At 73.5% G+C, this 12181-nt stretch carries 11 protein-coding genes and 1 tRNA gene; 4 read left to right on the top strand and 8 right to left on the bottom strand.

What is annotated here, in order from left to right; all coding sequences use genetic code 11:
• Positions 1–197 precede the first annotated feature (197 nt).
• Positions 198–1667, bottom strand: a complete 1470-nt coding sequence (gene dctA, locus HCN56_RS18170) for a C4-dicarboxylate transporter DctA (RefSeq protein WP_245246710.1) — start codon at positions 1665–1667, stop codon at positions 198–200.
• Positions 1668–1770: 103 nt separating this feature from the next.
• Between dctA and HCN56_RS18175 the strand changes: the two genes are divergently transcribed.
• The gene (locus HCN56_RS18175; RefSeq protein WP_167972469.1) at positions 1771–2700 is read left to right on the top strand and encodes a TAXI family TRAP transporter solute-binding subunit; all 930 of its coding nucleotides are present in this window, start codon (positions 1771–1773) and stop codon (positions 2698–2700) included.
• Positions 2701–2733: 33 nt separating this feature from the next.
• Here HCN56_RS18175 and HCN56_RS18180 read toward each other — a convergent pair whose 3' ends face one another.
• Positions 2734–3696 (bottom strand): helix-turn-helix transcriptional regulator, encoded by a 963-nt coding sequence (locus HCN56_RS18180; protein ID WP_167972471.1) that lies wholly within the window; start codon positions 3694–3696, stop codon positions 2734–2736.
• 109 nt (positions 3697–3805) lie between these two features.
• On the opposite strand from HCN56_RS18180, the gene HCN56_RS18185 reads away from it, so the two are divergent.
• A complete protein-coding gene (locus HCN56_RS18185; protein ID WP_167972473.1) occupies positions 3806–4426 on the top strand; it encodes a DinB family protein in 621 nt (206 codons plus the stop codon).
• A gap of 69 nt (positions 4427–4495) precedes the next feature.
• Here HCN56_RS18185 and HCN56_RS18190 read toward each other — a convergent pair whose 3' ends face one another.
• From HCN56_RS18190 to HCN56_RS18210, 5 genes are all read right to left on the bottom strand, one after another.
• A complete protein-coding gene (locus HCN56_RS18190) occupies positions 4496–5884 on the bottom strand; it encodes a HAMP domain-containing sensor histidine kinase (protein ID WP_167972475.1) in 1389 nt (462 codons plus the stop codon).
• A 3-nt stretch (positions 5885–5887) separates the two neighbouring features.
• Complete coding sequence (locus tag HCN56_RS18195) at positions 5888–6577, bottom strand: response regulator transcription factor (protein ID WP_167972477.1); 690 nt, start codon at positions 6575–6577, stop codon at positions 5888–5890.
• 232 nt (positions 6578–6809) lie between these two features.
• Positions 6810–7742 carry a transcription termination/antitermination protein NusG gene (nusG, locus tag HCN56_RS18200; RefSeq protein ID WP_167972479.1) on the bottom strand — a complete coding sequence of 311 codons (933 nt, stop codon included), beginning with the start codon at positions 7740–7742 and terminating at the stop codon, positions 6810–6812.
• 82 nt (positions 7743–7824) lie between these two features.
• Positions 7825–8094 carry a preprotein translocase subunit SecE gene (secE, locus tag HCN56_RS18205; RefSeq protein WP_167972481.1) on the bottom strand — a complete coding sequence of 90 codons (270 nt, stop codon included), beginning with the start codon at positions 8092–8094 and terminating at the stop codon, positions 7825–7827.
• Positions 8095–8164: 70 nt separating this feature from the next.
• Positions 8165–8237: transfer RNA gene (locus tag HCN56_RS18210), tRNA-Trp, on the bottom strand.
• Positions 8238–8558: 321 nt separating this feature from the next.
• Between HCN56_RS18210 and HCN56_RS18215 the strand changes: the two genes are divergently transcribed.
• Positions 8559–9806 carry a pyridoxal phosphate-dependent aminotransferase gene (locus HCN56_RS18215; protein WP_167972482.1) on the top strand — a complete coding sequence of 416 codons (1248 nt, stop codon included), beginning with the start codon at positions 8559–8561 and terminating at the stop codon, positions 9804–9806.
• Between the two features lie 155 nt (positions 9807–9961).
• Positions 9962–11008 (top strand): adenosine deaminase, encoded by a 1047-nt coding sequence (locus tag HCN56_RS18220; RefSeq protein ID WP_167972484.1) that lies wholly within the window; start codon positions 9962–9964, stop codon positions 11006–11008.
• Between the two features lie 61 nt (positions 11009–11069).
• Here the strand turns inward: HCN56_RS18220 and HCN56_RS18225 are convergent, their stop codons facing one another.
• Positions 11070–12125: a UDP-N-acetylmuramate dehydrogenase gene (locus tag HCN56_RS18225; protein ID WP_167972486.1), complete on the bottom strand. Its 1056-nt coding sequence runs from the start codon at positions 12123–12125 to the stop codon at positions 11070–11072.
• Positions 12126–12181 lie beyond the last annotated feature (56 nt).

Consider the following 12181-nt stretch of genomic DNA (forward strand, 5'->3'; position numbering starts at 1 on the left):
GGCTCGCCGACCTCTTCATCAAGCTGGTCAAGGTCGTCATCGCGCCGACCATCTTTGCGACCGTCGTCGTCGGCATCGCCGGCATGGGCAACCTCGCCAAGGCGGCCGGCCCGGACGGGAGCGGCCCGGCCCGGCACCCCGCGGTGGGGGTGCCGGGCCGGGCCGGTGAGGGGTCGGGCGGGGTCGCCCGCGGGGGGTCAGCTGCGGGTGCCGCCGGCCACTTCCTCGGGGGTCTTCCCGTCGCGGTCGGTGCCGGCGCCGTCCTGGTTGGCGGGGTCGGTGGCGAGGGCGTCCTGGGACTTCTCGCCCTCGTTGACCTCGCGCATGCCGGCCTCGGCCTCGGCCTTCATCAGCTCGTCCACGTCCACCGTGTCGGGGTTGTCGAGGACGTACTTGAGGCGGTCGCGGTCCAGGTCGCCCGTCCAGCGGGCGATGGCGAGGGTGCCGATGCCGTTGCCGGTGAGGTTGGTCAGGGCGCGGCCCTCGCTCATGAAGCGGTCGATGCCGACGATGAGCGCGATACCGGCGACCGGGATGACGGAGTCGAAGGCGGCCAGCGAGGCGGCCAGGGTGACCAGGCCGGCGCCGGAGACGCCGGCGGCGCCGTTGGAGGAGATCAGCATGAAGACCAGCAGGCCGATCTGCGTCCAGATGGAGACGTCCACGCCGAAGGCCTGGGCGATGAAGAGCGCGCCCATCGACATGTAGATGGCGGTGCCGTCCAGGTTGAAGGAGTACCCGGTCGGGATGGTCATGCCGACGACGTGCTTGGGGGTGCCCGCCGCCTCCAGCTTGGTGAGCATGCGGGGCAGCACGGTCTCGGAGGAGGAGGTGCCGAGGACGATGAGCAGCTCGTCCTTGATGAACCGGATGTACTTGATCAGGTTGAAGCCCGATGCGTAGCAGATGGGGCCGAGCACCAGGAAGATGAAGAGCAGACAGGTGACCCAGAAGGACACCATGAACGAGGCGAGCGAGCCGAGGATCGCGGAGCCGTGCTCACCGATGGTGAAGGCGATGCCGCCCATGGCGCCCAGCGGGGCGACCCACATGACGAGCTTGATGACGCCGAACATGACCTTGGCGAAGGTGTCCAGGCCGCGGACCATGCCCTCGGCGCGGGCGCCGAGCATGGTGAGGGCGCAGGCGACGAGGATCGCGAGCAGCAGGACCTGGAGCAGCTGGCCGTCGACGAAGGCGCTGGCGAAGGAGGTCGGCACCAGGCCGAGGAGGAAGCCGGTGAACCCGGCGTCGGCCTCGCCCGCGGAGGCGATGGCGCCGTCGGCCGCGGAGGTGTCGAACGAGTCGATGTCGTAGCCCAGGCCGGCGCCGGGCTGCCAGACGTTGATGACGACGAGGCCGATGGCGAGGGCGAAGACGGTGGTGATGTTGAAGTACAGCACCGTCTTGAGGGCGAGGCCGCCCGCCTTGGCGAGGTTGCCCATGCCGGCGATGCCGACGACGACGGTCGCAAAGATGGTCGGCGCGATGACGACCTTGACCAGCTTGATGAAGAGGTCGGCGAGCCACTTCATCTCGGCGCCGACGCCGGGCGCCAGGAGGCCGATGGCTATACCGATCGCGATGCCCAGCAGCACCCAGAAGTACAGGTGGCTGTAGAGGGGCTTCTTCTTTTTCACCGTCGGCGTCGTCGGCGTACTCGTCATGGGTCGTCCATCCCTCTGACTGCTATCTTGTGGGTCGCATCACACTGATAGTGAGTGCGCGTTACAGCAACGAAACCGGGCAGAAATTGGGGTTGATCTGACATTGGCGCCGGCGCGCGAGCTCTCCCGGCGCGCACTGCTGGCGGCAGGCGTCGGAGTCGTCGCTCTCAGTGCGTGCGACACCGCCCCCTCCCCCGATGTCAGCGGTCTGCGGCTGGCGACCGGGCCGGAGGGCGCCACCTACCGTGAGTCCGGTGCGGCGCTGACCGAGCTGTGGAACGAGACGCTCGGCCGCCGCGCGGTGGAGGTCGTCTTCACCGAGGCGTCGGTCGACAACGTGCGGATGCTCCTCTCCGACGAGGTGGACCTCGCCTACGCCAACGTGGACGTGCTGCTCTCCCACAAGGAGGAGACACCGGCGCTGCTGCGGATCTTCGACTCCGTCGTGCACCTGGTGACGCTTCGCGAGAGCGGGGTCCGCACCCTCCAGGACCTCGCGGGCCGACCGGTCGCGATGGGGCTGCCGGGCTCGGGCACCCGGTTCACCGGCGGGCGGATGCTGGCCGCCGCCGGGGTGGAGGTCGAGGCGCTGGACCTGGGCCAGAAGGAGGCGGCGCGGGCGCTGGTCGCGGGCGAGGTCGACGCGGTCGCCTCCCTCACCGCGATGCCGACACCCGCCATCGCCTGGCTGCTGGAGCAGGACCCGGACATCCACTTCGTGGATCTGGGCGCCGAGGCGGAGGCGATACAGCGGGCCCACCCGGGTGAGTACCTGCCGGTGACGATCGCGAGCACCGTCTACCCCGGGGTGGCGACCACCCGCACCCTCGCGGTGCCCACGCTGCTGGCGGTGCGGCGGGAGTTCCCCGACGACGTGGCGACGACGCTGACGGGCGCCACGGTCCGGGGCGCCGGCCGGCTGGCGCGGACCCGGCCGGAGGCGTACCAGATCAACACCCGCACGGCCGCCGCCACGGCGCCGATCCCGCTGCACCCGGGTGCGGCCCGGTGGTTCCGCGACGTCAAGCCCTGACCGGCGGGGTGCGACGGCCGCCGGGGCGGGGCGTCAGGCCCGGTGGAGCCGCTCCGCCCAGCGGTGCAGCAGCTCCCGCAGCTCGGGCGGGTGCAGCACCCGGATGTCGGCGTCGACGGTGGCGAGGGCGACGGCCGGCCAGGCGAGGTCGTCGGCGTTCATCCGCAGCCGGCTCTGCCCGGGGTCGTCGGTGGCCTCGATCGTCGCCCAGTCGCCCGTCCGCGACCGCACCGTCTCGGGCGGCGCGGCGATCAGCGCCTCGACCCGGTGGCGGCGCGGCGCGCCGCCGACGCGTTCGCGGACCCAGGCGGCCGGGTCGCCGCCCGGCACCCGGCGGTGGCGGAACCGCTCCCCGGTGGTCCGCGGGTCGTGGAGGCGGTCCACGCGCAGCGAGCGCCAGTCCTGCCGGGTCAGGTCGTAGGCGACGAGGTACCAGCGCCGCCCCAGGCAGACCAGGCGGTGCGGCTCCAGATGGCGTTCGGTGCGGGCGCCGTCGGCGGCCTCGTAGCCGCACCGCACCGTCTCGCCGTCCCGGCAGGCCGGGGCGAGCACCACCAGCACCCCCGGCTCCACTCCCCCGCCCTCGGTCTCCCGCCACCAGCCGGCGGAGTCGGTGACGCTGCTCAGCGCCTCGGCGCGGCGGCGGAGCCGGGTGGGCATGACCCGCAGCACCGTCGACAGCACCCGGGCGGACGCCTCGCCCGCGCCCGCCACGGCTCCGATGCGGGTGGCCGCCTGGAGGCCGACGACCAGCGCCACCGCCTCCTCGTCGTCCATGACCAGCGGCGGCAGCGTCGCGCCTGCCGCGAGCTGGTAGCCGCCGTCGGTGCCGCGGTGCGCGGTGACCGGGTAGCCGAGGGTGCGCAGCCGGTCGACGTCGCGGCGCAGGGTGCGGGCCGAGACGCCGAGCCGGCTCGCGAGGTCGTCCCCGCTCCAGTGCCGGTGGCTCTGGAGGAGGGAGAGCAGCCGCAGGGTTCGGGATCCGGTGTCCGCCATGGCTGTGATTCTCGCGCGCCTTGCGGCCGGATACCGGCCGGAAGGGTACCTAGCGTCGGAGGCACCCGGGCGGGAGCCGCCTCGGGGCACCATCACAGGAGGACGTCCCATGCTTTCCACACCGGAGCAGTCGACCGACAACCCCGCCGACAACCGCGCCGACAACCCCGCCGCCGACGCCACGGCGGACACGACCGGGGGCACGGCGCCCGCGGGGCCGGCGCACGACGAGGCGACGGATCTCCTCTCCGCCCTCGCCCACCACCGCGGCCTGCTGCTGCGCACCGTGCAGGGGCTCGACGACGAGCAGGCGACGCGCCGCACCACCGTCAGCGAGCTGTCGCTGGCCGGCCTGGTCAAGCACGTCGCGGGGGTGGAACGGAGCTGGACCGCGTTCGTCCTGGACGGCGCCGGCGCGATCGGCAACTTCTCGGAGATGACGGAGGCGGATCTCGCCGCGTGGGGCGACGCCTTCCGGCTGCTGCCGGGCGAGACGCTCGCGGGGGTGCTCTCCGAGTACGAGGCCGTCGCGGCGCGGACGGCGGAGGTCTTCGGGTCCCTGGCGGACCTCTCCGTGGCGCAGCCGCTGCCGGAGGCGCCCTGGTTCGAGGCCGGTGCCGCCTGGTCCGCCCGCCGGGTGCTGGTGCACGTGCTCGCGGAGACGACGCAGCACGCGGGCCATGCCGACATCATCCGGGAGGCCCTGGACGGTCAGAAGACGATGGGCTGACCTGCCGCGCCGGGCGGGGGCGGCGGGGGCGGGGCGGCCCGACGGGGGCGGGGCCGCCCGGGACGCCGGTCAGCCGGTGCCGGCGACCGGCAGCCGGACGGTCACCCGCAGGCCGGTGGGGGTGTTGGCCGCCAGCAGCACCTCGCCGCCGACGTCCTCCACCACGTCGTGGATGATCGCCAGGCCGAGGCCGGTGCCGCGCACGTTCTGGTGGCGCTGCGCGCGCCAGAAGCGGCCCCGGGCCGCCTCGCGCTCCTCGGCGGTGAGACCGGTGCCGTCGTCGGCGATCACCACGGCGCCGCGGTGCTCCTCGTCGGGCGGCTGGGGCGTCACGGTGACGGTGGTCCCGCCGGAGAGGCGGGCGGCGTTCTCCACCAGCTCGCCGATCACGGCCACCAGCCCGCCGGGCGGCTGGCGCAGCACGAGTTCCGGGTCCGGGTCGACCACCCGGAGGACCAGGCCGTGTTCGGCGGTGACCTGCTCCCAGCGGGGCCGGCCGGTCTCGAAGACCCGGGCCAGGGTCCACGCCTCGCTGTCACTGACGCGCTCCTGACTGGCGGTGGCCGTGGCGGCGAGCATCGCCTCGAACATCTGGCTCATCTGCTCGGCGCCGTCCACCGCCTCCTCGACGGCCTCGCGCGCGTCGGGGTCCTTCGCCCAGGGGCGGAGGTTCTCCACCGACAGCCGGAGACTCGCCAGCGGGTTGCGGAGCTGGTGGGCGGCGTCGGCGACGAACATGCGCTGGCGTTCCAGGGTGCGCTGCACCGTGTCCACGGTGGCGTTGAAGGAGGAGGCCAGGCCGCGGAGCTCCGGAGGGCCGTGCGCCACCGCCGCGCGCGCCCCCAGTTCACCTCCGCGCACATCGGCGGCGATGCGCTCCAGGTCGTGGACCGGCCGCAGAATCCAGCGGCTGAGCGGCCACAGCGCGGCCATCAGCACGACGAGCGGCAGCAGGAGCAGCACCGCGCCCACCCCCCACTGCCGGACGGTCGTCTCGCGCAGCACGTCCGTGGGCGCCTCGATCACCACCACCGCGGTCACCTGCGAGTCCCGGCCGACGGGCTCGACCACCCGCAGCGGCGCCGGCATCCACGGCCACACCGTCCGCGCCTCCCCGATCCGGCTGCCCGCGAACGCCCGCTGCACGTGGTCGTCGACCGCTTCGTCCCTGGGCAGCGGCACGCCGGGGTCGTGGAGCAGGCTCCCGTCGAGTCCGATCACCCAGACAGGTGAGGAGTACAGCTCCTGGTAGGCGTCGAGCTCCGCGTGGAGCCGGGAGGTGTCGCCCGAGATGAGCGCCGCCTCGGCCAGTGTCGCGAAGCGGACGGCGTCGCCGCTGCGGTCGATGAAGACCCGCTGGGTGGAGCGCTCGCTGACGACGACGGTGTAGGAGATGCCGACGCCCACCACCAGCAGCGCCAGCAGCGGGAGCAGCGCGATGACGATGCGGCGGCGCACGGCTCAGCCGACCGCGCCGGCCGCGGGCTCCAGCCGGTAGCCGACGCCGCGGACGGTGGCGATCGCCGCCGACGGCCCCAGCTTCGCCCGCAGCGAGGTCATGTGGGTGTCGAGGGTGCGGCTGCTCCCCTCCCAGGTGGACTGCCAGACCTGGTCGAGGATGCGGTCGCGTTCGACCACCGCGCCGACGTTCCGGGCCAAGAGCACCAGGATGTCGAACTCCTTGCGGGTGAGGTGGAGCAGCTCGCCGTGGCGGGCGACCTCGTGGCGGTCCTGGTCGATGACCAGGTCGCCGTGGTTGATGGAGCCGCGTGCGGCGGCGACGGTGTGCCCGACGCGGAGCCGCCGGGTGACCGCCTCGATCCGGGCGAGCAGCTCGGCGACGCCGAACGGCTTGACCAGGTAGTCGTCGGCTCCGGCCCGCAGCCCTCTCACCCGGTTGGCCTGCTCGCCGCGGGCGGTGACCACGATGACGCCTGTGGAGGGGTGGTCGCGCAGCATCCGGATGACGTCCACGCCGTCGCCGTCGTCGAGTCCGAGGTCGACCAGGGCGATGGCGAAGTCACCCGCGGTGATCGCCCGGCCCGCCTCCTCGACGCTGCGGGCGCGCTCCACGTCGTAGCCGTCGCCCCGCAGGGTGCGGCTCAGGGCGCGCGCCACCCTGTCGTCGTTCTCCACTATCAGCGCGCGCATGCGCCCAGACTAACCGCGGTCCGGGCCGGGCTGCCCCTGCTCGGCGCCACCCGGGTCGTGCCCGCCGGCCGGCCCGGGGCCCGCCCCGGGCTCGGCGGCGGTGCGGGGCACACGCCGGGGGCGGCCACGGTGACGCGCTGTCACGGAAGGCGGCGCGGACCGCACCGAACGGCCAACGCCCCCGCATCGCCGGTGCTCGGCGGTGCGGGGGCGTCTCGGCGCGCTGAGGGCGTCAGTTCTTGGTGATCTGGTCGAAGCTCAGCTCGACCGGGGTCTCGCGACCGAAGATCTCCACCAGGCCCTTGACCTTCTTGGAGTCGGCGTTGATCTCGTTGATCGTCGCCTGCAGCGTCGCGAACGGGCCGTCGGTGACGGTGACCGCGTCGCCGACCTCGAAGTCCAGGACCTGGACCTCGACGCGGCGGGAGGCGGCGGAGGCGCCGGGGCCGGCCGCCTCGGCGGCGGCCTTCTGCTCGGCCTCGGGGGCGAGCATCTTCACGATCTCGTCCAGCGTCAGCGGGTACGGGTCGTAGGCGTTGCCGACGAAGCCGGTGACGCCGGGCGTGTTGCGGACGACGCCCCAGGACTCGTTGGTGAGGTCCATGCGGACCAGCACGTAGCTGGGCAGCTTGTTCTGCTTGACGGTGCGGCGGTCGCCGTTCTTGATCTGCACGACCTCTTCGGTCGGGACCTCCACCTGGAAGATGAAGTCCTCGACGTTGAGGGAGACGGCGCGCTGCTCCAGGTTGGTCTTCACGCGGTTCTCGTAGCCCGCGTAGGTGTGCACGACGTACCACTCGCCGGGCAGCACGCGGAGTTCCTCGCGGAGTGCGGCGACCGGGTCCACGGCCTGCTCGACCTCGGCCTCCTGGGCCTCGACCTCGGCGACGGCGTCCGCGGCGGTGTCGGCCACGACGTGCTCGTCGTCCTCGTCGCCGTCGCCCGCCACCTCGGCGTAGCCGGCCAGCTCCCGAGCGGTCTCGTCCTCGGCGGTCTCGGCGGCCGCGCCGCCCTCCACCTTGGCGGCGACCTCCTCGGCGAAGGTGCCGTCGACCTCGTCAGCGGCCTCGGTCGGGTCCACGGTGTCCGCGGCCTCGATGATGTCGCGCGCGGTGCCGTCGTCCTGGGCGGGCGCGGCGGCGTCGTTCGGGTTCGGGTCAGACACGGTAGCTGCTTCTTCCTGGCTTCACGTCGGTGGACTGTCCCGCGATGTACGGATACGCCCGGCCCACCTCGCCGGGTGCGGGTCAGCCGAAGACGTAGTCGATGACTCGGGTGAATCCCCAGTCAAGCACAGACAGGAGCGCGATCATCACGAGCACGAACGCGATGACCGCGGCCGTGTAGGTGGTCAGCTGGCGGCGGGTGGGCCAGACGACCTTGCGGAGTTCCGCGACGACCTGGCGGTAGAAGAGCGCGAGCCGCCCCAGTGGGCCGCGCTTGCCGCGCTTCCCGCGACGACCGGTGCCTTCCCCCCGGGGCTCCGGCGCCTCGACGGAGTCCGCGATTCCAGCCACTCGTCCTCACCCGATCCCGGTCATGGTCATAGCCGCCCGGCCCAAGCCGGGCGGCTTTCACAGTGTGCAGCAGGGCCGGAGGGACTTGAACCCCCAACCGCTGGTTTTGGAGACCAGTGCTCTACCAATTGAGCTACGACCCTTTGTTGCCGCGACCAAAGTTACACGATCTCCTCGGAGAGGCGAGACGCCTTCCGATCGGACCGGGCTGCGACCAACGAGACGTGAGTGTACGCGGTGATACCGCCCGGCGTCGAACGGGTACCGGGCGCAGTCTTCGGCGGGGGCCGCGGCACCCCCCGCGGCAGCCCTGCCGGCCCGCGGCCGCCAGGGCCTCCGGGGCCCGGTCCGGGGGCCCGGCGGGCCCCGGACCGGGGCGGCGGTGTGTCACCGGCCGGACGGCGGGGTCCGCAGTGCGGGCACCTCCGTGCCGCGGACGGGCGTGTTCTGCAACGATGCCGGGTATGAGTTCCGAGACGCCATCCGCACAGTCCGCCACCCCGCCCACGCAGCGCCGTGTCTCGGCACGCGTCGGGGCCATCTCCGAGTCCGCCACCCTGGCCGTGGACGCCAAGGCCAAGGCCCTCAAGGCCACCGGCCGCCCGGTGATCGGCTTCGGTGCGGGCGAACCGGACTTCCCGACCCCGGACTACATCGTCGACGCGGCGGTCCAGGCCGCCCGCGACCCCCGGTACCACCGCTACACCCCCGCCGGCGGGCTCCCCGACCTGAAGGCCGCGATCGCCGCCAAGACGCTGCGCGACTCCGGCTACGAGGTCGAGCCCGCCCAGGTGCTGGTCACCAACGGCGGCAAGCAGGCCATCTACGAGGCGTTCGCCGCGATCCTCGACCCGGGCGACGAGGTCATCGTCCCCGCGCCGTACTGGACGACCTACCCCGAGTCGATCCGGCTGGCCGGCGGCGTCCCGGTGGAGGTCGTCGCCGACGAGACCACCGGCTACCGGGTGAGCGTGGAGCAGCTGGAGGCCGCCCGCACCCCGAACACCAAGGTGGTGCTGTTCGTCTCGCCGTCCAACCCGACCGGCGCCGTCTACACCCGCGAGCAGGTCCGCGAGATCGGCCTGTGGGCGGCGGAGCACGGCCTGTGGGTGCTCACCGACGAGATCTACGAACACCTGGTCTACGGGGACGCCGAGTTCAGCTCGCTGCCGGTCGAGGTGCCGGAGCTGGCCGACCGCTGCATCGTCGTCAACGGCGTGGCGAAGACCTACGCGATGACGGGTTGGCGGGTCGGGTGGCTCATCGGCCCGAAGGACGTCGTCAAGGCGGCCACCAACCTCCAGTCCCACGCCACCTCCAACGTCAGCAACGTCGCGCAGATCGCGGCGCTGGCCGCGGTCTCCGGCGAGCTGGACGCCGTCGCGGAGATGCGCAAGGCGTTCGACCGGCGTCGGCGCACCATCGTGCGGATGCTGAACGAGATCCCGGGCGTGGAGTGCCCCGAGCCGGAGGGCGCGTTCTACGCCTACCCCTCGGTGAAGGCGCTGCTCGGCAAGGAGATCCGCGGCCGCCGCGCCGCCACCAGCGTCGAGCTGGCGGAGATCATCCTGGACGAGGTCGAGGTGGCCGTGGTCCCGGGCGAGGCGTTCGGCACCCCCGGCTACCTGCGGCTCTCCTACGCGCTGGGCGACGAGGACCTGACCGAGGGTGTCTCGCGTCTCCAGAAGCTGCTGGCCGAGGCGCGGGACTGATCCCGCACCGCCCGTACGGCGACGGGCCGTCCTCCGACTGCGGAGGGCGGCCCGTCGCCGTACGGGCGGGCGGGACGGCCGGCCGGGCGCCGGGACGGACGGTGCCCGGCCGGGCGGATTACCGCCGGGGAGCATGCATGCGGCACCATCTCCCAATGGCGAGTGTTCGAGATGTCCGGCTGTTGCCGAAGGCCCATCTGCATCTGCACTTCACCGGCTCCATGCGGTCCGGCACCCTCCTGGAGCTGGCGGACAAGTACGGCGTCCACCTCCCGGAGGCGCTCAAGGGCGGGGAGCCCCCGAAGCTGCGTGCCACCGACGAGCGCGGCTGGTTCCGGTTCCAGCGCCTCTACGACATGGCGCGGTCCTGCCTGCGGGAGCCGGAGGACATCCAGCGGCTGGTGCGGGAGACGGCGCAGGAGGACGTGGCCGACGGGTCCCGCTGGCTGGAGATACAGGTGGACCCGACCTCCTACGCGCCGCGGCTGGGCGGGCTCATCCCGGCGCTGGAGATCATCCTGGACTCGGTGGACCGCGCCACCGCGGAGACCGGGCTGCCGATCCGGGTGCTGGTCGCGGCCAACCGCATGAAGCACCCGCTGGACGCGCGGACCCTGGCCCGCCTCGCGGTGCGGTTCGCCGACCGCGGCGTCATCGGCTTCGGCCTCTCCAACGACGAACGACGCGGCTTCGCACGTGACTTCGACCGTGCGTTCGCCATCGCCCGGGAGGGCGGGCTGATCGCCGCCCCGCACGGCGGTGAGCTGTCGGGCGCCTCCAGCGTCCGCGACTGCCTGGACGACCTGCGGGCGGACCGCATCGGGCACGGCGTCCGCGCCGCCGAGGACCCGCGGCTGCTGGCGCGGTTGGCGCAGTCGGGGGTGACGTGCGAGGTCTGCCCGGCCTCCAACGTGGCGCTCGGCGTCTACGAGAAACCGGAGGACGTGCCGCTGCGCGCCCTGTGGGACGCCGGGGTGCCGATGGCGCTGGGCGCCGACGACCCGTTGCTCTTCGGGTCGCGGCTGGCCGCGCAGTACGAGATCGCCCGTGAGCACCACGGGTTCACCGACGAGGAGCTGGCGGAGCTGGGACGGCAGTCGCTGCGGGCGGCCCGGATGCCGGCCGCAGCGCTGGCGGAGGCGCTGGCCGACGTCGACGCCTGGCTCGCGGACAACCCGGCGGCCGGACCCCGGGCCGACTGACGGCGGCCCCGCCCGGCGCCCCCGCCCGGCGCCCCCGCCGGGCGGGCGCGCCGGGTGCGGCTCAGAGCGAGCAGCCGACCGTCACCGGCTCGTTGACCAGCGTGATCCCGAAGGCGTCCCGCACCCCGTCGCGGACCTCGCGGGCGAGGGCGAGCAGGTCGGCGGTGCGCGCGGCGCCGCGGTTGGTGAGCGCCAGGGTGTGCTTGCCGGAGATGCGGGCGGGGCCCTCGCCGTAGCCCTTGGTGAAGCCGGCGCGGTCGATGAGCCAGGCGGCGGAGGTCTTGGTGTGCCCCTCCCCGGCGGGGAACCCGGGGGGCGTCACGTCGGGACCCAGCCGCTCGGCGGCGCGGGTGAGGAACGCGGCGAAGGACGCGTCGTCGAGCACCGGGTTGGTGAAGAAGGAGCCGGCGGACCAGGTGTCGTGGTCCTCGGGGTCGAGCACCATGCCCTTGCCGCTGCGCAGCTTGAGGACGGTCTCGCGGGCGTCGGCCAGCGGCACACGGTCGCCGGTCTCCACGCCCATCGCCCGGGCGGTCTCGGCGTAGCGGAGCGGCGCCGAGCGGCCGTCCGCGTCCTCCAGCTCCATCCTGACCCGCAGCACGACGTGCCGGTCGGGCTCGGCCTTGAACCGGCTGTGCCGGTAGGAGAAGCCGCACTCGCCCGCGGGCAGCACCACGGTCCGACGCTCCCGGCGGTCCCAGGCGACGACCTCGGTCACCACGGAGGCGACCTCCTGACCGTACGCACCCACGTTCTGGATCGGGGTGGCGCCGGTGGAGCCCGGGATGCCGGCGAGGCACTCGACGCCGGCGAGCCCGGCCTCGACGGTACGGGCGACCGTCTCGGACCAGTTCTCCCCGGCCGCGACCTCCAGGCGGGTGCCGTCGAGGGTCGTGCCGCGCGTCGCGATGCGCAGCGCGGTGCCGTCGAAGCCTTCGTCGGCGATGACCAGGTTGCTGCCGCCACCGATCAGCAGCAGCGGCTCACCGCGCTCGTCGGCCTCGCCGACGGCGGCGATCACCTCGTCCTCGGTGGTCGCGGTGAGCAGCCGGCGGGCCGGACCGCCGAGGCGGAAGGTGGTGAGCGGGGCCAGGGGGGCGTCACGGAGTTCCTGCACGGTCCACAGCCTACGGCGCACGGCGGGCGGGGCGACCGTACGCCCCGCGCCGCCGG

This window comes from Streptomyces lonarensis (assembly GCF_012033735.1).
Lineage (GTDB): Bacteria > Actinomycetota > Actinomycetes > Streptomycetales > Streptomycetaceae > Streptomyces > Streptomyces lonarensis.